The sequence below is a fragment of the Pseudomonas leptonychotis genome (assembly GCF_004920405.1).
GTDB classification, from domain to species: domain Bacteria; phylum Pseudomonadota; class Gammaproteobacteria; order Pseudomonadales; family Pseudomonadaceae; genus Aquipseudomonas; species Aquipseudomonas leptonychotis.
In genome coordinates this window covers 823,933-848,036 of the sequence record NZ_RFLV01000001.1, presented here as the reverse complement: position 1 = coordinate 848,036, position 24,104 = coordinate 823,933, and the positions used below count along the sequence as shown (strand labels likewise).

Genomic DNA, 24,104 nt, shown 5'->3' with positions numbered 1-24,104 from the left:
GAATTAAAAATCGGATCCAGTTGCTGAGAACGAGAGCAAGTAGTTCCGCGATAGCTCAGTCGGTAGAGCAAATGACTGTTAATCATTGGGTCCCAGGTTCGAGTCCTGGTCGCGGAGCCAATCTTTCATCGGGGTATAGCGCAGTCCGGTAGCGCGCCTGCTTTGGGAGCAGGATGTCGGGAGTTCGAATCCCCCTACCCCGACCATTTTTGGGTCGTTAGCTCAGTTGGTAGAGCAGTTGGCTTTTAACCAATTGGTCGTAGGTTCGAATCCCACACGACCCACCATTTCAAGCAAGCTTGAAAGTAAAAAACCCGCCTAGTGCGGGTTTTTTACTGCCTGCGATTTAATGCAAGTGCGAGATGTCTTCTCTGCGTACTGCCGGCGGGCAAGGCGTTGGCCTTGCCCGCGCGTGGCTCAATGCAGCTTCAGGCGTGGCTCGGTGCTGCGACCAATGCGGTCTCCCAGCATCATCAGCAGCGTGCGGGTCATGCCGTACAGCGCCACCTGATGCATGCGGTAGAGCGATACGTAAAACAGTCTAGCCAGCCAGCCCTCAAGCATGACACTGCCAGTCAGATTGCCCATCAGGTTGCCAACAGCCGAGAAGCTCGATAGCGAGATCAGCGAGCCGTAATCGCGGTAGCGGTATTCGGCGAGTGGCTTGCCGTCGATGCGTTGCTTCAGCGATTTGGCCAGTAGGGATGCTTGCTGATGCGCAGCTTGCGCACGCGGCGGAACGTTGCGTCCTTCGCTGCCGGGTTGCGGGCAAGCTGCGCAATCGCCGAATGCAAAAATGTTGTCATCTCGGGTGGTTTGCAGGGTTAGGCGCACCTGCAGCTGGTTGATGCGATTGCTTTCCAGTCCGTCCAGCTCCTTGAGGAAGTCGGGTGCACGAATACCTGCAGCCCAGACTTTTAGGGTTGCTGGGATAATCTGACCTTGTGCCGTATGCAGTGCCTCGCGGGTGACTTGGCTGACTGCGGCGCCGGTCAGTACGGTAACGCCGAGTTTCTCCAGCGTCTTGTGCACGGGCTGGCTGATGCGCTCCGGCAGGGCTGGCAGTACGCGCGGGCCGGCCTCGATCAGGGTAATGCGCATATTCTCCGGGCTAATTCGGTTCAGGCCGTAGGCGGCCAGTTCGTGTGCGGCATGATGCAGTTCGGCGGCCAGTTCGACGCCCGTGGCACCGGCGCCGACGATGGCCACATCAATCAGCTCGGTGGCTTCGCTTTGGCTGGCATGCGCGCGCAAGTAGTGGCTGAGCAACTGGCGATGGAAGCGCTCGGCCTGCTCGCGGGTGTCGAGAAACAGGCAGTGTTCGGCGGCGCCGGCGGTGCCGAAATCGTTCGTGGTGCTACCTACGGCAATGACCAGGCTGTCATAGCTCAGTGTGCGTGCAGGCATTAGCAACTGGCCGTCGTCATCGAAGGTGGCGCCGAGGCTGATGCATTTTTCCGCGCGATTTAGGTCGCACATCCGACCCAGCTGGAACTCGAAATGATTCCACTTAGCCTGGGCTACGTAGTTCAGTTCGTCACCGGAGGAGTTTAGCGAGCCGGCCGCCACTTCGTGCAGCAGTGGTTTCCAGATGTGGGTCAGGTTGGCATCGACCAAGGTGATCTTGGCCTGGCCGCGCTTGCCTAGAGTTCTACCCAGGCGGGTAGCAAGCTCCAGTCCGCCGGCGCCGCCGCCGACAATTATGATGGTGTGAGACATTAGATACGCTCATAAGGCTTTTAAGAAAGGGTGGCGAGTCGCAGTGGGCGAGCGCAAGGCAGCTCATAGCACCAATCGACTCAGAAGACGGCTCAGCAGGCCGAGGCCAATAACGGCAATGAATATCACCAACAGCAGTCGCCACAGCTTGAACGGCTGGCGCTCGATCTGATGTTGTGGAGCGCTTAGGTATTGCTCGACACGTTTTTGATCATCAGGGTTCAGGCGACTGGACATGCGTGCCTCGATTAAGGGCCGGTTAACAATCGACGAGACGATTGCAGGCTGAAGTGGTGGGCATTCTAGCTGCGCGGCTTACAAAGGCTCAACGCGCAGGTCATCATTCAGACGAATAATTCCCCCTTGTAGCACGCGCGCGGTAATTCCGCCGTGGCCGCGCATGGCTTGGAAGGTGCCGAGGCCAAGGCGCTCTTCGAGCCTCGCGCAGGGCTGGCACCAGCCGGTGGTTTCCAGAATTGCTTGGCCAAGACGAAAGCGCCTGCCCTTAAGGCTGAACAGGTTGATGCCGCTGATGGCGATATTGCGCCGTAGCTCAGGTGCGGTGATTGGTTGCTCAGCAGGTCGACCCATAAGGGCGCTGACCACGGCCAAATGTTCCCATTGAATCAGGGTGACTTGTCTGGCATTACGCGGGCCGGGGCGGCAGTGGTCGCCGGTAAGGCCGGCTTCGCGGCGCGCTTCGACAGCCTCTAGCTCAATCATTGCGGCCCGTGACGCCGGGCGTACGCCAATCCAGCGCACACAGCCTTGCTGCGGTACGGCCGCGAGCAGCTCATTTAGCGGGCTCACAGACTGATGCCTACATCGAACAGCACCGTGCGGCCAAGGTTGGTGCGCAGAACATCTGGCGCACCAGGATGAGCGAATAGCACGCGAGCAAACGTCGACCCGACCAGTGACAGAGAGCGCCAACCTTGCCGAAGAAACTCGGTCGGTGGGGGAAAGTGACTATTAAAGTCGGGCACGGCCCTTTTCAAGTTGACGTAAGCGAGTAAGTCCAGCTCGCCGAGGTCAAGGCCTCGCTCTTTATAGTTGTGGGCTTTCTTGCGCAGGGTTGGCGTTAGCCGCTGCTGCAGTTCGGCTGCGCCGATGCGCCGAGGTTTGGCTTCGCGTCGTACTAGCTGGCTGAGGGAGAACGCACTACGGCGTCGCTCCAGCTCGGCGCGCCATTCATCGTTCAGGCGGCGGCCCTCATCAAGGACAAAGAACACTTCAAAGCTGGCGTCGCGGAACAACACATCAGGCGGCTCATGATCTGCGGCGCTAAATTCATCTAGGCGATGACTGACATTCAAGGCTTGCAGCAGTCGCTGGCACACCCAGCGCTCGCGCTCCCACTTACGCGCGTTGGAGAGGAAGGCGTTGGCTTGTTCGGCCTGATGCGTTAGCAGGCGCAGGTAATCTGAATCATCCATGAGCTCAGCTTAGCGTGCCAGGCTGCCTGGTTGGTACTCCTTTGCGGCAGTTGCTCTCGGCTTTTTTCTGCCGAAGGGCGTGGCTGGTTGCAGCGGTTGTAGACTGCTCAGGTACGTCACAACTGCATTAGGAGTGGTTCTGGATGATTGCCGCACACTTGTTGTCGTCTACTAGCGTGCTGCTGGGTTGGCTTATCTATCTGCCGCTGCTGTGCTGGGCGATCTGGCGTGCACCCTGGGTCGAACTGTGCAGTGACCTGCGTCGCCAGCACCTGTTAGGCGGCACGGCGCTGGCGCTGTTTGTGCTGTGGTTGGTGCGCCGGGATTTCGACTCGGGGTTGTCCTATCACTTTATCGGGATGACGGCGGTCACTTTACTGCTGGATTGGCCGCTGGCCATGTTAGTGGGGCTGATTGCCCAGCTGGGTTTGCTGGCGTTGGGCCGGCAGGATCTTGCTGCTCTGGGCGTCAATGGTGTGTTGCTGGTGGTTATTCCGGTGTGGGTGACCGAGGCCTGTGCGCGTCGGGTCGAGAGAAAACAGCCGAGTAATCTGTTCGTCTACATATTCTGCAGTGGTTTTTTCGCGGCGGCGCTGGGAGCCTTGCTCTGTATCGCGGCAGCCTTCGCCCTGCTTTGGCTTGATGGTCTGTTTCCGATGCCGCCCTGGCTGGAAGATTTTATCGGCTATCTCTGGTTGGTGATTTTTCCCGAGGCGTTTATCAACGGCATGCTGGTGACAGCGTTAGTCGTGTTCTATCCCGATTGGTTGGAAACCTTTAACCGCACGCGCTATCTAGCTGCGCCCTGGAAGGATGATGATCTACCGCGCTGATGGTGCGGTCTTTCGTGCATCGATGACACTGCGTGGCTTGATTCAGATCAAAACGGGCAGATCGTTAGGTGCCATCGTTCATACTTCAATAGGGAGGGTGGGCTATGGGCGTGCATCAATGGGCAAGGCAGGTCATCGAGCAGAGTTTGCAGGGCTTTGAGGGGCCGAGCTTTGATCAGGCAGTGGCGTTGCGAGCACTGCTAAGTGCTGTGGTTGAACGCAGTCGGCGTGAGCGCAGTGCAGCTGATCTGGCCACAGAACTGCAGTTTATCGCCGACAATCTGGATGATGAGCGCGACTACAGCTTTATGCGGCCCTAGCTATCAGCAGGTCGCTGAAAGTGTAAGCAACTCCTTGCGGGCTGTTAGTGTTCGCGCGGCGGCAGCTCGCCAGAGAACAGGTCGTCTTCCAAGGGGTTGCCTGCTATCGCGTGCTCTTCCGACGCCCATGCGCCGAGGTCAATTAGTTTGCAGCGTTCACAGCAGAAGGGCCGGGTTGGGCTTTGCGGGCCCCACTCGACAGGTGCGCCACAGGTGGGGCAGGCAACTAAGGTTGGTGTGCTCATGCTTGGCCTCCGCGTAGGGTCAGGTAAAAAGCGTGGAGTCGTTCCACTTCGGTTTGCAACCAATGCAAGTCCCGGTCGTTGAGCAGTATATCGTTGGCGTGGCTAAGACGTTGTTCGCGGCTGGCTTGTGCCTTGAGGATGGCGTGGACTTGCTCGTCGCTGCTGTGATCGCGTGCCATGGTGCGCTGTATCTGCAACTGCTCAGGCGCATCGACCACCAATACTCTATGGGTCAGTTTGTGCTGACCAGACTCAATCAGCAGCGGTGACACCAGGATCGCATAGGGCGATTGCGCGCGTGCCAGGTACTGGATGATTTCCTCGCCGATCAGTGGGTGCAGTAAGGCTTCGAGCCAGCGCCGCTCTTCAGCGTCCGTAAAAATTTTGCTGCGTAGTGCGGCGCGATCAAGCTGGCCGTCCGCTTGCAACACATCGGGGCCAAAGTGCTCGACGATCTTACCCAGTGCCGGTTTGCCCGGCTCCACTACCCAGCGGGCCGCATGATCAGCATCAACCAAGTGCACGCCGAGGTCGACAAAGTGCTGAGCAACAGCGCTTTTGCCGCTGCCAATACCGCCGGTAAGGCCAAGAATCCAGGGTTTCGTCGTCAAGGTGCGCGCTCGTGTCAGTCATCTAGGAGCGCGATTGTAGTGCAGCCGCTGGGCTGCTGGCGAACGGAGGGGGTGGCGAAAAAGCTGCGTGGTGGCCCTGATACGCCAAACCCGACTTGCAGTATCTGCATGTCGGGCAGTTTTTAGATGTAGGTGTGGTGTCAGCGGAAGCCGGCAATCTGCAGATAGCTGGCGGTAATTTGCTCACCCCAGAGCAAGGCAATCCAGCCGGCAATCGCCAGGTAAGGGCCGAAAGGAATGGGCGTGCTGGGTTCAGCGTTACGCAGGCGCAGCATGAGTAGACCGAGTACAGCGCCTACCAGTGATGACAGTAATATCGTCAGCGGCAATACCTGCCAACCACCCCACGCGCCTAGCATGGCTAGCAGCTTGAAGTCGCCATAGCCCATGCCTTCCTTGCCGGTTACCAGCTTGAACAGCCAGTACACCGACCACAGGCTCAAGTAGCCGGCGATTGCGCCCCAGAGTGCATCTTCTAGGCTGGTAAACAGGCCGAAGCTATTGGCGATTAAGCCGATCCACAGTAACGGCAGCACCAGTGAGTCCGGCAGCAGCTGGTGATCAGCATCGATTAGGCTCATCGCCAGCAAACCCCAGGTCAACAGCAGCATGCCGCCGGCTTGCCAGGTAAAACCAAAGTGCCAGGCAATGTAAGCGGACAATAGTCCGCAGGTCAGCTCAACCAGTGGGTAGCGCAGGCTAATCGGTGCTTTACAGCTTGAGCATTTACCGCGCAGAAACAGATAGCTAACAACCGGGATGTTCTCCCAGGGCTTTATCTCGTGGGCGCAGTGCGGGCAGCTTGAGTTGGGCAGTACCAGGTTGAATGTTGCTGCCTGGGCTTCGACTGGTAACTCCAATATTTCACGAGCCTGTTCACGCCAGTCGCGCTGCATCATTTTCGGTAGACGATAAATCAGTACGTTGAGAAAGCTGCCAACCAATAAACCGATAAGCAGTGCGCATAAAACAAAGGCCAGCACATGGCTGGCCAGAAAATCTATTAAGGGCATGGTTTAAACAACTGCGCCAAGTTGGAAGATTGGCAGGTACATAGCAATGATCAAGCCGCCGACCAGTACGCCGAGTACCGACATGATCATTGGCTCCATCAGTGCAGTCAAGCCATCGACGGCATTGTCAACCTCGGCTTCGTAATAGCTGGCCACTTTATCCAACATCATATCCAGTGCGCCTGACTCTTCACCGATGGCCGTCATTTGGACAGCCATTGATGGGAATACAGCCGTACTGCGCATGGAGAAGTTCAACTGCATGCCGGCGCTGACATCTTGTTTTATTTTATTCACCGCGTTTTTGAATACAATGTTACCGGTTGCGCCAGCTACAGAATCTAATGCCTCTACAAGTGGAACACCAGCAGCAAAGGTAGTTGCAAGCGTCCGGGCATAGCGCGCTACGGACGATTTGTAAATTATGTCGCCGACAATTGGGGCTTTGAGAGCGGTTCGATCAATCCAGTTCCTGAATTTCTCAGAGCGTTTTTTGGCTTCACCTAACGCATAAATAGTTACGAAAATACCGACCAAAATGATAAGCCACCATTTCTGCAAGGCCTGCGAGATGCCAATTACGAACTGGGTAAATGCTGGAAGCTCTGCCCCAAAATTGGAAAATACTGTTTCGAATTGAGGCACAACTTTAATGAGCAAGATGGCAGAAACAATAACGGCGACCACAACTACTGCTATTGGATAATTCATTGCTTTCTTGATTTTTGCCTTAAGGGCTTCTGTCTTTTCTTTGTAAGTTGCAACTCGGTCTAGTAGGTTTTCAAGTGCACCAGCTTGTTCACCTGCATCTACCAAGTTACAGAACAGGTCATCAAAGTGCTCGGGCCGGGTTCTGAGGGAGGCGGCAAAACTGTTGCCTGCAGCAACATGTTGCTTTATGTCATCAACCAGTTTGCGCATGTTAGGGTTGTCAAGACCCTCGCTAATAATTTCAAAAGACTGTAGTAGCGGTACACCAGCCTTCATCATAGTGGCCATTTGTCGCGCAAACAGCGCGATGTCCATTGGTTTGATTTTTTTGCCCGCACTAAACAATGATGCGGATTTTTTGCGAACCTTGGTCGGGTTGATGCCCTGCTTGCGCAGCTGCGCCTTCACCAGGGCTGGGTTCTGGCCGCTGACTTCACCTTTTATTTTGGCGCCCTGCTTGTTGGTACCTTCCCAAGCGAAAGTGCTGGTTTTTAGTGCTTTAACGGCCATCGGTTAGTCCTTAGTCACACGGTTCACTTCAGCGAGGCTGGTCACGCCCTGCATGGCCTTCAGCAGGGCTGAGGTTCGCAGGTCATTGAAGCCGTCTTTGCGCATCTGGATGGAGATATCAATCGAGTTACCTTCTTCCATGATAATCCGTTGTAGGGCTGGCGTGTTTTTAACCACTTCATAAATTCCGACACGACCCTTGTAGCCGCCATTACAGTTTTCGCAGCCGGCCGGTTCGTAAATCTTGAAGGTGCCGATTTTGCTTTCCGGAAATCCTTCCTCAAGAAGAGTTTCTCGGGGGACTTGTATTTCTTTCTTGCAGCTGTTGCAGAGCTTGCGCGCCAAGCGCTGAGCGATGATCAGGTTGACAGAGGTTGCGATGTTAAATGAAGGTACTCCCATGTTGCGTAAGCGTGTCAGCGTCTCGGCGGCGCTGTTTGTGTGCAGGGTCGACATCACCATGTGTCCCGTTTGTGCCGCCTTTATGGCGATGGAGGCTGTGTCCAAGTCGCGAATCTCGCCAACCATGATGATGTCCGGGTCCTGGCGCAGGAATGATTTGAGGGCCGCAGTAAAGTCCATGCCCTGCTTGGGGTTGACGTTGACCTGATTGATGCCTTCCAGGTTTATTTCCACTGGGTCTTCTGCAGTGGAAATGTTCACGTCAACGGTGTTGAGGATGTTCAGTCCAGTGTAGAGCGATACGGTCTTGCCGGAACCTGTTGGGCCGGTCACGAGAATCATGCCTTGGGGTTGCTTGAGGGCGGCCATGTACAGGTCTTTTTGTGACTCTTCATAGCCCAGGGCGTCGATACCCATCTGCGCGCTGGCGGAGTCTAGAATCCGCATCACGATCTTCTCGCCCCACAGGGTTGGGCATGTGCTGACACGGAAATCGATAGATTTGCTTTTGGAGATGCGCATCTTGATACGCCCATCCTGAGGTTTGCGGCGCTCGGAAATATCCAGGCCGGCCATTACTTTCAAGCGGGCAGAGATTCGTGGCGATAGCTGTATGGGGGGGCGGGCGATTTCTTGCAGAATGCCATCGGTACGAAAGCGCACACGATAGGTTTTCTCGTAAGGCTCAAAGTGCAGGTCCGAAGAGCCTTTTTTAATCGCATCCAGCAGCATCTTATTGACGAATCGTACCACTGGCGCATCGTCAGCCGTATTGCCTTCACCGCCATCCGGGCCGTCGTCATTCACGGCCTCTACGTCAAGGCCGTCGAGGTCAATATCCCCCAAGTCATCCATGCCGCTGGAGGCTGAGTCGAAGAATTTCTCGATGGCGTCACCAAGCTTGTCATCTTCAACCAGAATGGCTTCGGTGTTCATCCCAGTGCTGAATTGAATATCAGTAACGGCTTGGTGATTGGTGGGGTCGGACACGGCAATAAAGAGTTTGTTGCCGCGACGCCACAGAGGAAGTACGCGATGCTGGCGCACAAGTTTTTCAGTCACCAGATCCTTGGGTTGGCTTTCCTTGTCGATTGAATTCAGATCAACGAACGAGACGCCAAATTGCTCAGATGCAAGCTCCGCCAGTACGCGGCTTTTGACAAGCTTGTTCTGAACCAAATAAGTGACCAGCGAGAGCTTGTTGCGTTGGGCTTGGCTTTGCGCCTGTTGGGCTGCTTTTTCATCCAGTAGCTCTGCCAGAACCATCTGGCGGGCAAGGCCGGTAAGGGATACGCTATCGTTCATTGCAGGCTCCATAACATTCATTGCCTTATAGCCTAGTTGATTGGCACGTGCCAAACGCAAAACAGGTGGGTGACAAAAAATGGCAGTTAGTGCCCGGTAGCTTTGTTGTCGCGTGTTTAGGCTGGCCTGGATCTTCCGGGATCTGGTGTTGCGGAGTTGGCATGAAGGATGCATTCGTAGAATTAGGTCGTTGACCTAATCACAACTAGGAGATGCTTTATGAAAGCTCAAATGCAAAAAGGTTTTACCCTGATCGAATTGATGATCGTTGTTGCGATTATCGGTATTTTGGCTGCGGTGGCATTGCCTGCTTATCAGGATTATACAACCCGTGCCAAGGTTTCTGAGGTGATGCTGGCTGCATCGTCGGCCAGAACAAACGTATCAGAAGCTGCTGCTACTCTGGGCCAGCTGCCACCGACTGCTAGCTTGGTGCTTGCTTCGCAGGTTTCCAAATATGTGACCGGTGTTTCATACGCTTCTACCGCCAGCCAATCCGCTGTGGTTACAGCTACTGGTGATGCCGCTACGTTAGGTGTGGCTACTAACCAAAACACAATCACATTGACTGCCACGTACGTAGCAGCTACAGGCCAGGTGACTTGGGTTTGTGGCGGCACAGTTCTGGAAAAGTATCGTCCAGCTAGCTGCAAGTAAATAAATTTGATTCCGCTGTAGGAATTCAGAATTTTAAAGCGCCTATTGTTAGGCGCTTTTTTTTGGGGGTGTTTTGTGCATGTTTCTGTGCTTGGGCGTTATTGTGTTTTGATTGCAGGCGCCATTTTTTTGTTGAGCTGGGTACTTCCCAATCACTATTATCCATGGTCTTCTGCGTATCAAGAGTTTGCAAGTTTTCTTGCGGTCGCGATTCTTGTTCTGGGCGCAATTTCTAATTGCTATATGAAGGTGCCGGCATCCTTTTTGTTTTTTGTTTTTGTCGCTTTCGTGCCTCTCGTGCAATTTGCATTTGGGCGCATTTATTTTTTTAGTAGTGCTCTGTTGTCTTTTTTATATTTGATCGGCTTTTTCTTTGCGTTAGTTGTTGGGTGTGTGTTTTTCCGCTCATCTCGGAATGGGGGGTATTTGCTGGATGTAATGGTGTGGGCCTTTATGTTGGGGGCTGTTATATCTATATGGATTGCTCTAAAGCAGTGGCTTTTGCTGTCTGGAAGTATTTGGATTGTGGATATGCCGCCCGGTGGTAGGCCGTTTGCCAACTTGGCGCAGCCGAATAACCTGGCTACATTGCTTGGTATTGGTGTGCTAGCTGTTCTTTATGCGTATGAAAAAAGTTGGTTTGGGCGTTATTCTGCGGGTATCTTGGTTTTGTTTTTACTATTCGGTGTTGCGTTGACGCAGTCCCGAACTCCATGGCTTGCGTTTATGTGTGTAGCTTTTTTTTGGTTTGTTAAAAGGAGATCTTATAAGTTTAGAGTTGGCAGTAAGGTTGTGTTTTTTTGGCTTGTTTATTACTGCGCGTGTGTCGTCGCTTTACCTTTTATCTCTAGTTTTTTGATGCTTGATAGCACCAGCTTGGCTGCGCGCGCGCAATCGTTTGAGCGGTTGGCGCTATGGTGGCAGTTTATACTTGCCATCTGGCATGGGCCTTTTTGGGGTTACGGTTGGGGTCAGGTCGGGCTCGCTCAAGTCGAAATGTCGTCTCTTTATCCTGTGCAAATGCTGACTGCTCACAGTCATAATGTCGTGCTTGATTTGATGTTGTGGAACGGGCCTGTTCTCGGTTTGATAATAGTCGTGTTCTTGTTTTTTTGGTTTTTGCGTATGGCGTTAAATGCCAGATCTCTTGAGAGTACTTTTGCTTTGTCTGTGGCGTGCTTGCTGTTAACTCATGGGATGCTTGAGTTGCCTTTGGAATATGCATATTTTCTTTTGCCTTTAGGCGTCCTGCTAGGTGGTGTTGCTGCCGAGCATCACAATAGCTATGAGATTATTTTTTCCAAAAAGATGATAAGTGTAATTTTGGTTTTATCGATGAGTTTGCTTGTTGTGATTTGGCGCGAATATCGTCTTCTTGAGGAGGATTATCGTTTGATGCGTTTTGAGTCTGCTCGCATAGGCTTTTTGAAAGCGGATCAACCTGCTCCGGATGTTTTACTTCTAACAGAGGTGCGCGAATTCTTAAGGTTTGCTAGGACTGATCCCGCAGAGAATATGTCTAAAGAACAGTTGCAGTGGATGCGGGAAGTTGCGCACAGGCCGGCCTATGCGCCAAGTTTGTTGCGTTACGCGTTATCTTTAGGCTTGAATGGTGAGCCCGAGTTGGCATCGAAACAATTACAGTTGCTGAGGGAATTGCATGGCCCTGTAGCATATGAGAATAGTTTGAGTTACTTGCGGGCCTTGGAGCCAGAGCATCCGCAGTTAGGTGCGTTGCTTAAATGATTCTTCTCAAAATATTAGTGGGCGGTTGATTGTTGGTGAGGTTTATGTGTTGACACGCATCGATAAGTCCACCGCCTTCACATCCTTGGTTAACGCGCCAATCGACACGTAGTCCACGCCAGTCTCGGCAATTGCCCGCAAGGTGGTCTCATTTATCCCGCCTGAGGCCTCAAGCTTGGCTTGACCTCGGGTGAGGGCGACGGCTTCACGCATTTCATCCAGGCTCAGCTCATCCAGCATGATGATGTCAGCACCTGCATCTAATGCCTGGCGCAGTTCTTCCAAGCTTTCCACTTCAACTTCTACCGACTTGCCGGGGGCGATCTTGTGCGCGGCGGTTACTGCTTGGGCAATGCCACCGCAGGCGGCGATGTGGTTTTCCTTTATAAGGAAGGCATCGTAGAGGCCAATGCGGTGGTTGTGGCAGCCGCCTTGGGTTACGGCGTATTTCTGCGCCAGGCGCAGACCAGGCAGGGTTTTGCGGGTGTCGAGTAGCTTGACGGCGGTGCCTTGTACAAGGTCGGCATAGTGCTGGCAGCGGGTGGCTACGGCAGAGAGCGTCTGCAGGAAATTCAGGGCGCTGCGCTCGCCGCTGAGTAGGGCGCGGGCGGGGCCTTCCAGTTCAAACAGCACCTGATTGGGTTCGGCGCGTTGGCCGTCTTGGATGTGCCAGTGCACGGCGACACGTGGGTCGAGTTGGCGAAATACCGCATCGACCCAAGCGGTGCCGCAAATTACTGCGGGTTCGCGAGTGATGACTTTGGCGTGCGCCAAACGCTCGGCCGGGATCAGCTGTGCGGTGATGTCGCCGCTGCCTATATCCTCGGCCAGTGCGCGGCGCACATTGGCCTCGATTTCGTTGGCGAGGTCGGCGAGGATGAGGTTAGGCATGGCGATGCTCCAGTCAGCAGAATGTGCCGATTATAGGGATTGATGGCTGTTTGCGCAGTGTTTGCGGCTGTTCTCTGCTGGCGGTGGGGCTATGCTGATGGAGGTTCTCCGTTAGCTGCGGGCTGCCTTAACGCATAGGGTGTTGCGTTGGTCGCGTGCAGGTAACCGTTGGGAAGCTGTAGTGCTGCATCTGTGACGCGGGTCATGTCTGGAGGAAAAGTCAGCTTGGTATGCGTGCGCGCATCCCTATAATGGCTTTACTTTTTTAAACAATTGTTGACGCCAGGCCTTTGACGTTACGGATAACGCTCAGTTGATCCCTGTGCAGATCGGTCCGCCCAAGAGGGGCAGTCTGCAGGAGACTCGCAATGAAGACTGATGCGAATGTGGTGCACCTGAGTAAGGTGAGCCCTGAGCAATCGCCCACTTCCCCGGTAGGAAGACTGCCTGTGGCGCTAACAAACGTGCGGGACAAAGCGGCGCAACAGCTGAAAAAAGCGTTGCAGGCGCTGTTTGATAATGCGGACGATACGCTGTTCGAGATGGCCGACCGTGCCACCAGCAATGCTGAGCAGAATGCTTTCTTTGAGGCGATGCGTGATCTGCGTTTGAAGCGCAAGAATATCGAACGTGGTTTTCTGCAGAAAGTTTTTGAAGCCTTCGCGACACTTAACCAATACGAAATCGGTAAACCTGCGCCTTTGGATGCGGTGTCCTTCGACACCTTGTCGTTGGTGCAGAACGATGCGCTGGAAGAGTCAGTTGCGCTGGACTCGATGGTGGCCAAGGTCGTCAGTCGTGACGGTACGGCCCTGGGCCATCTGACCACCCGTTTCAACGCCATGGTCAGCAAGAAGCTGGACGACAAAACTAACCCGATTGGCCCGACCAGCCTCTGCGAGTTTTTCTTGGATGCTTGCAGCAGCCTGGGTGTTGAGATCAAGGTCAAGCTGATCATCCTCAAGCTGTTTGAAAAGTATGTGCTCAGCGATCTCGATCAGCTGTATGCCGAGGCCAACCAAGCGTTGATCGCAGCTGGAGTGTTGCCGGAGCTCAAATCTGCCCCGGCACGGCGCAATCCTTCGCGCAGCAGCGCTCAAGCCAGTGGCGCGCGTCAAGATGCCGCGTCTGAGCTGTCGACTGAGTTTGCTGATGAAGGTGTGCAAGAAGTCTTCGGTGCCCTTCAGGAGTTACTGTCACAGGCTCGCGGTACCGCGGCTCCGCGGCGTAACCGGCCGGCGGATGCCATGCCGATCTCCAGTAATGATTTGATGCGCCTGCTTTCGCATATGCAGCAACGTGCACCCGCGCAGGTTAGCGATGACTTTGATCTGCGCGAGCAGCTTGAAGGTTTGTTGACCCGGGCCAGTGCGAAAGCGGGCAAGGCGAGGGTAGTTGGCGAGGTTGATGAGGACGTTATCAATCTCGTGTCGATGCTGTTTGAGTTCATTCTTGATGACCGCACGTTGCCGGACTCGCTCAAGGCGTTGATTGGTCGTTTGCAGATCCCGATGCTGAAAGTGGCGGTGATCGATAAAACCTTCTTCAGCCGTGGCAGCCACCCGGCTCGCCGTCTGCTCAACGAAATTGCCTCGGCAGCTCTGGGCTGGGGTGATCAGGACGACACACAGCGCGATAGCCTGTATCAGAAGATCGAGCAGGTTGTGCAGCGTCTGCTCAATGACTTTGTCGATGACCCTGCCATTTTCTCTGAGCTGCTGGCTGACTTTCTGGCCTTTACCGGTGATGAGCGGCGGCGCAGCGAGCTGCTTGAACAGCGCACCCGCGATGCTGAAGAAGGCAGCGCTAAAGCGGCCTCGGCTCGGCGTGAGGTCGAGCAGGCACTGAATCAGCGGCTGCTTGGCAAGACTTTGCCAGAGGTTGTGGTGCGCTTGCTGCAGGAAGCCTGGAGCAAGGTGCTGATGCTGACTTGCCTGAAACACGGGGTTGAGTCGAGCGAATGGCAAGCTGCGCTGGCGACCATGGATGACCTGGTCTGGAGTGTTGAACTTCACGAAGACCCAGAAGCGCGCATGCGCCTGTTGGAGATGGTGCCGGGACTGCTCAAGGCGTTACGTGAAGGCATGGCCAGTGCGGCGTTTGATCCATTCTCCACGGGAGAGTTTTTCAGCCAGCTGGAGGCTTTGCATGTGCAGGCCTTTCAGCGTTTCAAGCGCAGCCTGCCGGACGAAAATCCGCAGAGCGATACCCCTGCTCTTGTTGAAATAGACGAAGAGCAGCGCGCTGCGTTGGCCGAGGCCGGTATTGAGTTGCCATTACTGGAGCTGCCGGCTGCGGAAACGGTTGAAGAGCCCGCGATGGTCGAGGTGGTGGAGGAGATTATTCTGCTGGCTCCCGGTGAGTTGCGAGCCGCCGAACCTGAAGCCACCCTGCCAGATGATGATGAATCGCTGCTGCAGGTCGATAACCTGCGAGTCGGCAGCTGGGTTGAATTTCAGGAAGATGAAGAGCATAAGCTGCGCTGCAAGCTGGCAGCGGTAATCAAGCCGACTGGCAAGTACATCTTCGTTAACCGTACCGGTATGAAGGTGCTGGAAAAAACTCGCATGGGTCTGGCTGTGGAGTTCCGCCGCAGTGCGATTCGCCTGCTCGATGATGCGTTGCTGTTTGATCGCGCGTTGGAGTCGGTGATTGGCAACCTGCGCAAGCTCAAAGGTGCTTGATCGTTATTGATTGAGGGTCAACAAAAACGCCGCTGACGCATTGCCTCAGCGGCGTTTTTGCATCTGCTGACCTGTTGCGCCATGGCACCGTCCTTGGCCTGGGCGCGGCGCTGCACTAGAGTGACCGCTTGATCAAGGAGCCTGTATGTATCTGGACCCCATCACTGGCTGGTGCGATGGTGTTTGCCACTGCCCATCGCCAAACGTCAATCAGCGACCGTTGGGCGAAGTGTCTTTGTTGGTGATCCATAACATCAGTCTGCCGCCCGGGCAGTTTGGTACCGGCAAGGTGCAGGCCTTCTTCCAAAACCGGCTCGACGCGAATGAACATCCCTATTTCGCAAGCATCGCCAACCTGCAGGTGTCTGCACATTTTTTTATTGAGCGTGATGGCGTCATTACGCAGTTCGTCTCCTGTAATGAGCGCGCCTGGCATGCCGGGCAATCACGGTTTGATGAGCGGGAAAACTGTAATGATTTTTCCTTAGGGATTGAGCTTGAAGGAACCGATGATCTGCCGTTCACTGCACAGCAGTATGCCGCGCTGATTGAGCTGACCCAGCTACTGCAAGCGGCTTATCCAGCCATCACTCTGGAGCGCATTTGTGGGCACAGCGATATCGCGCCAGGCCGCAAGACTGACCCAGGGCCAGCCTTCAACTGGCAGGCCGTGCGCATGGCATTGCAACAAGATAGGGAGTTGACATGAGTTTTCTGGTGCTACTGCTGGCGCTATGGGTCGAGAAGTTTTCGTCCTGGCGTAAGCGCATTCAACACGACGGTCCTTGGCTGCGGTTATTGACGACACTTGAGGGCAGGCCGCAGTGGGCAGAGCGACCCTGGTTGGCGTTGGGCGTGCTCGTATTGGTGCCGCTGTTGTTGCTGGGTTTGCTTCTGCTGTTACTTAAGCCAGTGGCTTACGGCTGGCTGGCGCTGCCCGTGCACCTTTTTGTGGTGATATACAGCCTGGGGCGTGGTGATTTGCTGGCAGCACTAGGGCCGTTTCGTGACAGCTGGCGCCGTGGTGATGCGGAGGCGGCGTACCTGGTAGCCCGGCGCGATCTGGGTCTAGAGGCCGACGATGAGGCTGCATTGCTGCAGAGCGTGCAGGGGCATCTGGTGTGGCAAGCCTATCAAAGCTTTTTCGCGGTGATTTTTTGGTATGCATTGTTGGGCCCGTTGGCCGCGCTGGCCTACAGGTTGATCGCCTTGGCCAGCGAGCATGCTAGTCAGCCGGCTTTACGCGAGGCTGCAGTGCAAGTGCGTCATGGCTTCGACTGGTTGCCGGTGCGTGTGCTGGCCGCCAGCTTTGCTTTGGTGGGTAACTTTGCCGGGGTCAGCCGAGCATTGCTGCACGAGCTGCTCAGCTGGGACATCAGCGCTGCACAATTGGTGATCATCACCGCGCGGGCCGCTGGTGAAACGCCAGAACCGGTGATTGGTGAGGCCGGGGTCAGTAGCCTGGATGGGTTGTGGCAATTGCTGGTGCGAGCGGCGGTGTTTTGGTACGCGGTGTTTGCCGTATGGACCCTGCTTATCTGAGATCGTCATTCCACAACCAGGCGGCGCCACGTACGCCGCTGGAATCACCATGGCGGGCCTGCAGCAGGCGCGTGTTGACCTTGTCGGAAAACACATAGCGCGGCAGCAGTGGCATGACTTGGGAGTAGAGTGCGGTGCAGTTGGACAGGCCACCGCCCAGCACGATCACATGCGGGTCAATCAGGTTGATCACCGACGCCAGGCCGCGAGCCAGTTGGTCGCAATAGCGGTCAACGGCCTTTTGCGCGTCGGCATCGTCAGCCTCAGCGGCGCTCACCAGAGCGCTCGCATCTAGTCCAAGATTGCTACGCGCCGCCCAGCCAGGGCCGCTGAGAAAGGTCTCGATGCAGTCATCTAAACCGCAATAACAACGCCTGCTTGGGCCGTCCTCACTGCGTCGCCAAGGTAACGGGTTATGACCCCATTCCCCGGCAATAGCGTTGGGGCCGCTGAGTAGCTGCCGGTGCACGACCAGGCCGCCACCGACGCCGGTGCCGAGAATTACGCCGAAGACACTTATGGCCCCTTCACCGGCGCCATCGCAAGCCTCCGACAAGGCAAAGCAATCGGCATCATTGGCCAGGCGCACTGGGCGCTGCAGGCGCTGCTCAAGGTCGGCCTGCAGGTCCTCGCCGATCAGGCATTGGGAGTTGGCATTCTTGATCCGGCCGTGATCAGGTGAACGCGTGCCGGGTATGCCGACGCCGACGCTGCCTTGGCGGCCCAGTTCGCGCTCGCAATCTTCAACTAAGCTGGCAATCAAGGTGACGGTTTTCTGGTAATCACCCTGCGGAGTAGGGGCGCGGCGGCGCAAAATTTGTCGGCCATTATCCAGTGCAATTATTTCTACTTTGCTGCCGCCCAGATCAATGCCCAGCTTCAGTGGTGTTCGCATCATTAACCTTAAGTTACAGAGGGAGGGGTCGATAAGGGGTATATATGACGGCATGCTCGGCTGTAATTTTGTGATGCCTGTCACGTTGATCAGCCTGTATTCACCGCGTCGATGCAAAGGCCGCAGGTCGAGCAGCAAGGTACATAGCTGCCTGCGTTTGAGATTCTGCCCCGCCGTTTTGTAACCTTACACACAATAATTAGAACTGGAGACGTCTTGTGAAGACCGTGCTGTATCCGGCCATCGCGCTAATGAATCGCCTCAGCTTCGGCATGAAGTTCAGTTTGATCAGTGTGCTGTTCTTTCTGCCCATGCTGGTGACCAATTACTACTTGGTGCGTGATTCCTATCGCCAGTTAGTTAGCACGCAGGCCGCTCTTGAAAGCATTGATCTGCTTGGCGAAAGCCTGACGTTGCGACGCAATCTTGAAGATTACGTCGATCTTACCAAGGTCAACGCGATGATCGGCCAGTCCGGTCAGGCGGGGGATCTTGAGGCGCGGCTGATCAAGCTTCAAGGGGTTATAAGCGAGGCGCTGCAGGGCTTGGCCGCTGTGGTGCGTGAGCCTGAGCAGATCGAAGAATTCAACAATAAGCGTGATCAGCTGATTGCCGAGTTAGCGGCGGTACAGGCTGAGACGTCGCTGCAAGGCAAGATTGTTCTAACCGAGAAATTGCAGGGCAGTTCCCAAGTCTTTATCAAATTGGTCGCTGCTCAAGCGGGCTTGAGCAGCGACCGCCAAGGTTCTGTGCGGCAGCTGATTGAACTGGTAACGGTGGAAACGAGCAAGGTCACCGCAGCACTTAGCGAAGGCCGCTCCGTGGGTGCCTACTCGCTGGCTCAGGGCTTTCTCAATTCATCTGCCAGTACGGCATTTGATGAACTGTTGCTGGAGCTGGAAAAGCTGCATGGCGAATATGGCTTGAACTTGCAGGCGTCGCTCAACAGCAGTGCACAGGCTCGCACAGAGTTGGCCAGCCAAGCCGAGAGCAGTCTCGATACCCTGAAAACCACAGCCGTGCTGTTTGAAGACAAGGTGGTCATCGCCGACTCGCTGGATACGCCTTGGGCGCAGTTCTATGCGGACATCAGTCGCGCCATGGAGCAAACCTACCAACTCAATGATGTGGTGCTGGTCTTTCTTGAGAAGCAGCTGCAGGCGCGCTTGGAAGAGAATCGTACGCAAATGGGCTTGCTAGGTGCGGCCTTGCTGGTGGTGTTCCTGCTGATCCTATATCTCTACGGTGGCTTCTATGTGTCGATCCGCGCGACCCTGAAAAAACTTGGCCAGGTGATGAATCAGGTGGCTGCGGGCGATATGACCGTGAGTTTCAAAGCGCAGAGCCAGGATGAATTAGGCGAGCTGGGGCAGGTGTTCAATGAGACGGTGAGTAAGATTCACCAGTTGATCGAGCGTGTGGGCCAGACGGTGGTTGAGGTTGAGCGTCAGGCGGATCGCGTGCAGCAGGTTTCTGGCGAAAGTAATCAAGCGGTGGCTGGCCAGCGTGGGCAGATTGACCTGATTGCCACCGCGATGAATCAGATGTCGGCCACTGCGCAGGAGGTGGCCCACAGTGCGGCCGCTGCGGTGGGCAGTGCGCAGAGCGTGAATGATGAAACGGTCAGTGGCCGTGCGTTGGTTGAGTCCCAGGTGGGCAGCATTCAGCGTCTGGCCGGGGAAATTGATCAGTCGGTGGCGGTGATCAACAAGTTGGCCAGCGACAGCGCTTCGATCAGTCAGGTGCTGGACGTAATCAAGGGCATTGCCGAACAGACCAACTTGCTGGCGCTCAACGCGGCGATTGAGGCGGCGCGTGCCGGCGAACAAGGGCGCGGTTTTGCCGTGGTGGCCGATGAGGTGCGTAATCTGGCCAAGCGTACTCAGCAGTCCACCGAGCAAATTGAGTCGATGATCGCCACGCTGCAGAGCGGCGTCGGTGCCGCAGTCAAGGCGATGAGTTCTAGCCATAAGATGGCCGATAACACGGTCAGCGAGTCAGGCAAGGTGCAGCAGGCGCTGGAGAATATTCTCGGTGCGGTGGGCATGATCGTCGATCAGAACCAGCAGATTGCCACAGCCGCTGAAGAGCAGACTGCTGTGGCCCATGACATCGATCAGAACATCGTCGAAATCAGCCAGGCCGGTGAACGCACCGCCGAAGGTGCCAGCCAGACCGAGCAGGCCAGCCGCGAGCTGTCCGGACTGGTGGCGCGCTTGAAACAGTTGATTGGTGCGTTCCGCGTCTGATCAGTCGTTGCTCTGACTAAGCCCGCCACCATGGCGGGTTTTTTATCTGATGAAGGTCGATTGAGTTAAGCCCGCTCGGCCGCATGCGGACGCTCGGTCAGCGCGCGGCCGTGAATGATCAGCTATTGATGTTGCTGCTCAGGCAGGCCTCCAGCCAAACAGCTCGGTTGCGTTGCGGCTGCTGGCGCTGGCCAGTTGCTCGGCGCTTATACCGCGCAGTTCAGCCAGTGCGGTGCAAATGGCGGGTAGATGATCCGGGCTGTTGCGCTGGTTGGGGTGCATGGCGGGTGCCATGTCCGGTGAGTCGGTTTCCAGCACGATTGCCTCCAGTGGCAGCTGTGTCACCACCTTGCGCAGGCGCAGCGCTTGCGGCCACGTGGGTGCGCCGCCGAGGCCGAGTTTGAAACCGAGCTTGAGGTATTCGCGGGCTTCTTCATAACTGCCGGCAAAGGCGTGGATAATGCCGCCCCGTGCAGGCTTGAGGCGCTTGAGGGTGGCAATAGTGGCGGCATGGGCGCGGCGTACATGCAGCAAGGCAGGCAACTCGAACTCGATGGCCAGCTTGAGCTGTGCTTCGAACAGCTGTTGCTGCCGTTCGCGATCCAGTTGTTCCAGGAAGTAGTCCAGACCGAACTCGCCCACGGCGCATAGCTTAGGATGCCCGGCGTGGCGGGTGAGCCAGTCGCGTAGCGCCTCCACATGCGCGGGTAAGTGCTCATCGAGGTACACCGGGTGCAGGCCGAAGGCGGCGTACAGGCCGTCTTCAGCCAGTGCCAGATCCCACACGCGCTGCCAGTTAGCCTGATGCACGCCAAGCACCACCATGCGTTCGACGCCAAGATCGCGACAGCGGCCTAGCAGCGCGCCGCGATCCGCGTCGAAATCGGGGAAGTCCAAGTGGGTGTGGGTGTCGATCAGGCGCATACGCAGAGCATCGACGATTTGTCGGGGCAGCGCCAGTGAGTCAAACCCGCAGCGTTGCAGGCAGTCATACGACTACAGCAACGCTGCGGTTGGGCTTGGGCTTAGTGATGCTCGCGCGTCGCGCGGAATTTCACATCCGGCCAGCGCTCTTCCATCAACGCCAAGTTAACCCGGGTTGGCGCCAAGTAGGTGAGGTGGCCGCCGCCATCGAGGGCGAGGTTTTCCACGGCCTTGTTGGAAAATTCCTCGAGCTTCTTCTTGTCGCTGCAATCGATCCAACGCGCCGACCACACGGTAATAGGCTCGTACGCGCACTCGACCTTGTATTCCTCTTTCAGGCGACTGGCGACCACATCGAACTGCAGCACGCCGACTGCGCCGAGGATGATGTCGTTGCTGCGCTCGGGGAAGAACACCTGAGTGGCGCCTTCTTCGGCCAGCTGTTGCAAGCCCTGACGCAGCTGCTTGGATTTCAGCGGGTCTTTTAGGCGCACGCGGCGGAACAGTTCCGGAGCGAAGTGCGGGATGCCGGTAAAGCCAAGGTTTTCACCTTCGCTAAAGGTGTCGCCGATCTGGATGGTGCCGTGGTTGTGCAGACCGATGATGTCGCCAGCATAGGCTTCGACCAGCATTTCGCGCTCGCTGGAGAAGAAGGTCAGGGCGTCGCCGATACGTACGTCTTTACCGGTGCGCACGTGGCGCATCTTCATGCCCTGGCTGTATTTGCCTGAGCAGATGCGCATAAAGGCGATGCGGTCGCGGTGCTTAGGGTCCATGTTCGCCTGGATCTTGAACACGAAGCCGGTGAATTTTTCTTCTACCGGTTCCACGGTGCGCTCGTTGGCTATGCGCGCCAGCGGCTTGGGTGCCCAGTCGACCACGGCATCGAGCACATGGTCGACGCCAAAGTTGCCTAACGCGGTGCCGAAGAACACCGGGGTCAGCTGGCCGTCCAAGAACTCTTGTTGATTGAACTCATGGCAGGCGCCCTGCACCAATTCCAACTGCTCGGTGAAGCGGTCGTACTCGTCGCCCAGGTGGGCGCGGGCTTCGTCAGAGTCGAGGTGTTGGATGATCTTGGTTTCAGTGCGCTCGTGGCCGTGGCCGGCGGTGTAAACGATGATGTAATCGTCGGCCAGGTGGTACACGCCCTTGAAGTCGCGGTAGCAGCCAATCGGCCAGGTGATCGGCGCGGCCTTGATTTTCAGTACAGCTTCAATTTCATCGAGCAGTTCAATCGGGTCGCGGATGTCGCGGTCGAGCTTGTTGATAAAGCTGACAATCGGCGTATCGCGCAAGCGGCATACATCCATCAGGGCGATGGTGCGCGGCTCAACGCCTTTACCGCCGTCGAGCACCATCAGCGCACTGTCTACCGCCGTCAGAGTGCGATAGGTGTCTTCCGAGAAGTCTTCGTGGCCGGGGGTGTCGAGCAGGTTGATCATGTGATCGCGGTAAGGGAACTGCATCACCGAGGTGGTGATGGAGATACCGCGCTGCTTTTCCATTTCCATCCAGTCGGAGGTCGCATGGCGGTCAGACTTACGCGACTTCACCGTGCCGGCGATAGAAATCGCCTTGCCCATCAGCAGCAGCTTTTCGGTAATGGTGGTTTTACCGGCGTCGGGGTGAGAAATGATGGCGAACGTGCGGCGCTTGCCAACTTCGGTGGCCTGGATGGTCATTGTGCGGGAACCCATCGACTCAATAGTCGGTCTGTCAAAAATGGCGGCGATTATAACGGTAAACGCCGCTCAGCGCGGCGACCTGTAATCAGGCAGCCAAACCTCACGTTTTTCGCGTGTTGTGCAGCATTCCTGACGTTTTGTTTTGAATATAAAACGATCAATCAATAACACGACAATGAGGGTTAAAAGCACGGCATTTTTGATTGATCTCAGCTCCCCATGGCCCTAAAGTTCGCGCCCGAACGTCCATGCTGGCAACGATCCATCCGGCTCAAGTACTGACGACGAGAGACCTTCTGGTACTCGGCGACATGCCTTGGGAAGTAGGCGAACCAAAGTGGGGAAACTGATCAGACGTTCTGCTTGTGTGGGCCGCCCACCAAGCCATCCCTAAATGATGGGCAGCTGTCTGCGTGTGCAGCGTGTGCTTATCTAAACTGTTTAACTGGTTCAGCCAACTGGAGTCCGAGTATGTCGATCAAGGTCGAAGACTATTACGCCCCTGCTACGTTTCAGCGCATGAAGGCGTTCGCCGATACCCAGGAAACCCCGTTCGTGGTGATCGATACCGCGATCATCAGCAAGGCCTATGATGACCTGCGCGCCGGTTTCGATTTTGCCAGCATCTATTACGCGGTCAAAGCCAACCCGGCTGTTGAAATCATTGACCTGCTCAAAGATAAAGGCTCCAGCTTCGACATCGCTTCGATCTATGAGCTGGATAAAGTCATGGGCCGTGGCGTCACGGCTGATCGCATCAGCTATGGCAACACCATCAAAAAATCCAAGGACATTCGCTACTTCTACGAGAAGGGCGTGCGTCTGTTCTCTACCGATTCGGAAGCCGACCTGCGCAACATCGCCAAGGCGGCGCCGGGATCGAAAATCTATGTGCGTATCCTCACCGAAGGCTCGACCACCGCCGATTGGCCGTTGTCGCGCAAGTTTGGTTGCCAGACCGACATGGCTATGGATCTGCTGATTCTTGCTCGCGATTTAGGCCTGGTGCCTTATGGCATCTCCTTCCATGTGGGCTCGCAGCAGCGTGACATTTCCGTGTGGGATGCCGCCATCGCCAAGGTCAAAGTGATCTTCGAGCGTTTGAAAGAAGAAGACGGCATCACCCTCAAGCTGATCAATATGGGCGGCGGCTTCCCGGCCAACTACATCACCCGTACCAACAGCCTGGAAACCTACGCCGAGGAAATCATCCGCTTCCTCAAGGAAGACTTCGGTGATGACCTGCCGGAAATCATTCTGGAGCCGGGCCGTTCGCTGATCGCCAACGCCGGCATCTTGGTCAGTGAAGTGGTATTGGTCGCGCGCAAGTCGCGTACTGCGGTGGAGCGTTGGGTGTATGTCGATGTCGGCATGTTCAGCGGCCTGATCGAAACCATGGGTGAGGCGATTAAATTCCCCCTCTACACCGAGAAGAAGGGCGAGATGGAAGAAGTGGTGATCGCCGGTCCAACCTGCGACAGCGCCGACATCATGTACGAGAACTACAAGTACGGCCTGCCGCTCAACCTGGCCATTGGCGACCGTGTGTATTGGCTTTCTACCGGTGCCTACACCACCAGTTACAGCGCGGTGGAATTCAACGGCTTCCCGCCGCTGAAGTCGTTCTACCTGTAAGCGTTTATGCCCTACAAAAAAACCGCCAGTTGGCGGTTTTTTTGTCATTGCGTGTGCAGTCTCGGGT

General features: G+C 55.8%; 22 protein-coding genes, 3 tRNA genes and 1 pseudogene. 13 read left to right on the top strand and 13 right to left on the bottom strand.

Annotation, left to right across the window (positions count from 1 at the left end):
- Positions 1-44: 44 nt before the first annotated feature.
- The 3 genes from D8779_RS03865 to D8779_RS03855 all read left to right on the top strand — a co-directional run bounded on the left by D8779_RS03865 (position 45) and on the right by D8779_RS03855 (position 287).
- A tRNA-Asn gene (locus D8779_RS03865) sits at positions 45-120 on the top strand.
- Between the two features lie 9 nt (positions 121-129).
- Positions 130-206: transfer RNA gene (locus tag D8779_RS03860), tRNA-Pro, on the top strand.
- Positions 207-211: 5 nt separating this feature from the next.
- Positions 212-287, top strand: a tRNA-Lys gene (locus tag D8779_RS03855).
- 130 nt (positions 288-417) lie between these two features.
- Here the strand turns inward: D8779_RS03855 and D8779_RS03850 are convergent.
- The 4 genes from D8779_RS03850 to D8779_RS03835 form a co-directional block, all read right to left on the bottom strand.
- Positions 418-1,719: an NAD(P)/FAD-dependent oxidoreductase gene (locus D8779_RS03850; protein WP_136663138.1), complete on the bottom strand. Its 1,302-nt coding sequence runs from the start codon at positions 1,717-1,719 to the stop codon at positions 418-420.
- A gap of 63 nt (positions 1,720-1,782) precedes the next feature.
- Positions 1,783-1,956, bottom strand: a complete 174-nt coding sequence (locus D8779_RS03845; RefSeq protein ID WP_136663137.1) for a DUF3094 family protein — start codon at positions 1,954-1,956, stop codon at positions 1,783-1,785.
- 78 nt (positions 1,957-2,034) lie between these two features.
- The gene (locus D8779_RS03840; protein ID WP_136663136.1) at positions 2,035-2,529 is read right to left on the bottom strand and encodes an MOSC domain-containing protein; all 495 of its coding nucleotides are present in this window, start codon (positions 2,527-2,529) and stop codon (positions 2,035-2,037) included.
- Positions 2,526-3,155 carry a DUF1780 domain-containing protein gene (locus D8779_RS03835; RefSeq protein WP_136663135.1) on the bottom strand — a complete coding sequence of 210 codons (630 nt, stop codon included), beginning with the start codon at positions 3,153-3,155 and terminating at the stop codon, positions 2,526-2,528. The genes D8779_RS03840 and D8779_RS03835 overlap by 4 nt, the downstream gene beginning before the upstream one ends.
- A 143-nt stretch (positions 3,156-3,298) precedes the next feature.
- Here D8779_RS03835 and D8779_RS03830 point away from each other — a divergent pair, with 143 nt between their 5' ends.
- Positions 3,299-3,988 (top strand): energy-coupling factor ABC transporter permease, encoded by a 690-nt coding sequence (locus D8779_RS03830; protein ID WP_136663134.1) that lies wholly within the window; start codon positions 3,299-3,301, stop codon positions 3,986-3,988.
- Positions 3,989-4,092: 104 nt separating this feature from the next.
- On the top strand, positions 4,093-4,308 hold the full coding sequence (locus tag D8779_RS03825; protein WP_136663133.1) for a hypothetical protein: 216 nt from the start codon (positions 4,093-4,095) through the stop codon (positions 4,306-4,308).
- Between the two features lie 44 nt (positions 4,309-4,352).
- Here the strand turns inward: D8779_RS03825 and yacG are convergent, their stop codons facing one another.
- The 5 genes from yacG to pilB all read right to left on the bottom strand — a co-directional run bounded on the left by yacG (position 4,353) and on the right by pilB (position 9,126).
- The gene (gene yacG, locus D8779_RS03820; RefSeq protein ID WP_136663132.1) at positions 4,353-4,553 is read right to left on the bottom strand and encodes a DNA gyrase inhibitor YacG; all 201 of its coding nucleotides are present in this window, start codon (positions 4,551-4,553) and stop codon (positions 4,353-4,355) included.
- Positions 4,550-5,164, bottom strand: a complete 615-nt coding sequence (gene coaE / locus D8779_RS03815; RefSeq protein WP_136663131.1) for a dephospho-CoA kinase — start codon at positions 5,162-5,164, stop codon at positions 4,550-4,552. Before coaE ends, yacG begins: the two co-directional genes overlap by 4 nt.
- Before the next feature lie 161 nt (positions 5,165-5,325).
- Complete coding sequence (locus tag D8779_RS03810; protein WP_136663130.1) at positions 5,326-6,198, bottom strand: prepilin peptidase; 873 nt, start codon at positions 6,196-6,198, stop codon at positions 5,326-5,328.
- Between the two features lie 3 nt (positions 6,199-6,201).
- The gene (locus tag D8779_RS03805; protein ID WP_136663129.1) at positions 6,202-7,419 is read right to left on the bottom strand and encodes a type II secretion system F family protein; all 1,218 of its coding nucleotides are present in this window, start codon (positions 7,417-7,419) and stop codon (positions 6,202-6,204) included.
- A gap of 3 nt (positions 7,420-7,422) precedes the next feature.
- Positions 7,423-9,126, bottom strand: coding sequence for a type IV-A pilus assembly ATPase PilB (gene pilB / locus D8779_RS03800; protein ID WP_136663128.1), 1,704 nt, complete (start codon positions 9,124-9,126; stop codon positions 7,423-7,425).
- Between the two features lie 219 nt (positions 9,127-9,345).
- Between pilB and D8779_RS03795 the strand changes: the two genes are divergently transcribed.
- Together D8779_RS03795 and D8779_RS03790 are read left to right on the top strand one after the other, a co-directional pair.
- Positions 9,346-9,783, top strand: a complete 438-nt coding sequence (locus D8779_RS03795; RefSeq protein WP_136663127.1) for a pilin — start codon at positions 9,346-9,348, stop codon at positions 9,781-9,783.
- A 75-nt stretch (positions 9,784-9,858) separates the two neighbouring features.
- Positions 9,859-11,529 (top strand): PglL family O-oligosaccharyltransferase, encoded by a 1,671-nt coding sequence (locus D8779_RS03790; RefSeq protein WP_136663126.1) that lies wholly within the window; start codon positions 9,859-9,861, stop codon positions 11,527-11,529.
- Positions 11,530-11,571: 42 nt separating this feature from the next.
- Here the strand turns inward: D8779_RS03790 and nadC are convergent, their stop codons facing one another.
- Positions 11,572-12,420: a carboxylating nicotinate-nucleotide diphosphorylase gene (nadC, locus tag D8779_RS03785; protein WP_136663125.1), complete on the bottom strand. Its 849-nt coding sequence runs from the start codon at positions 12,418-12,420 to the stop codon at positions 11,572-11,574.
- 368 nt (positions 12,421-12,788) lie between these two features.
- Here nadC and D8779_RS03780 point away from each other — a divergent pair, with 368 nt between their 5' ends.
- The 3 genes from D8779_RS03780 to ampE all read left to right on the top strand — a co-directional run bounded on the left by D8779_RS03780 (position 12,789) and on the right by ampE (position 16,646).
- Positions 12,789-15,104, top strand: a complete 2,316-nt coding sequence (locus tag D8779_RS03780; RefSeq protein ID WP_136663124.1) for a DUF1631 domain-containing protein — start codon at positions 12,789-12,791, stop codon at positions 15,102-15,104.
- A 145-nt stretch (positions 15,105-15,249) separates the two neighbouring features.
- The gene (ampD, locus tag D8779_RS03775; RefSeq protein WP_136663123.1) at positions 15,250-15,813 is read left to right on the top strand and encodes a 1,6-anhydro-N-acetylmuramyl-L-alanine amidase AmpD; all 564 of its coding nucleotides are present in this window, start codon (positions 15,250-15,252) and stop codon (positions 15,811-15,813) included.
- Positions 15,810-16,646, top strand: coding sequence for a regulatory signaling modulator protein AmpE (ampE, locus tag D8779_RS03770; protein ID WP_136663122.1), 837 nt, complete (start codon positions 15,810-15,812; stop codon positions 16,644-16,646). The genes ampD and ampE overlap by 4 nt, the downstream gene beginning before the upstream one ends.
- Here ampE and D8779_RS03765 read toward each other — a convergent pair.
- Positions 16,639-17,541, bottom strand: a complete 903-nt coding sequence (locus D8779_RS03765; protein ID WP_136663121.1) for an ROK family protein — start codon at positions 17,539-17,541, stop codon at positions 16,639-16,641. The genes ampE and D8779_RS03765 overlap by 8 nt on opposite strands.
- Before the next feature lie 251 nt (positions 17,542-17,792).
- Here D8779_RS03765 and D8779_RS21010 point away from each other — a divergent pair.
- Together D8779_RS21010 and D8779_RS21005 are read left to right on the top strand one after the other, a co-directional pair.
- Positions 17,793-18,932: pseudogene (locus D8779_RS21010) on the top strand (HAMP domain-containing protein); the annotation flags it as partial.
- A gap of 144 nt (positions 18,933-19,076) precedes the next feature.
- Positions 19,077-19,790, top strand: a complete 714-nt coding sequence (locus tag D8779_RS21005; protein WP_405121173.1) for a methyl-accepting chemotaxis protein — start codon at positions 19,077-19,079, stop codon at positions 19,788-19,790.
- Positions 19,791-19,928: 138 nt separating this feature from the next.
- Here D8779_RS21005 and D8779_RS03755 read toward each other — a convergent pair whose 3' ends face one another.
- Positions 19,929-20,714 carry a TatD family hydrolase gene (locus tag D8779_RS03755; protein WP_136663119.1) on the bottom strand — a complete coding sequence of 262 codons (786 nt, stop codon included), beginning with the start codon at positions 20,712-20,714 and terminating at the stop codon, positions 19,929-19,931.
- Between the two features lie 101 nt (positions 20,715-20,815).
- Positions 20,816-22,399 carry a peptide chain release factor 3 gene (locus D8779_RS03750; protein ID WP_136663118.1) on the bottom strand — a complete coding sequence of 528 codons (1,584 nt, stop codon included), beginning with the start codon at positions 22,397-22,399 and terminating at the stop codon, positions 20,816-20,818.
- A gap of 474 nt (positions 22,400-22,873) precedes the next feature.
- Here D8779_RS03750 and D8779_RS03745 point away from each other — a divergent pair, with 474 nt between their 5' ends.
- A complete protein-coding gene (locus D8779_RS03745; protein ID WP_136663117.1) occupies positions 22,874-24,037 on the top strand; it encodes a type III PLP-dependent enzyme in 1,164 nt (387 codons plus the stop codon).
- The last annotated feature ends 67 nt before the right edge of the window (positions 24,038-24,104 follow it).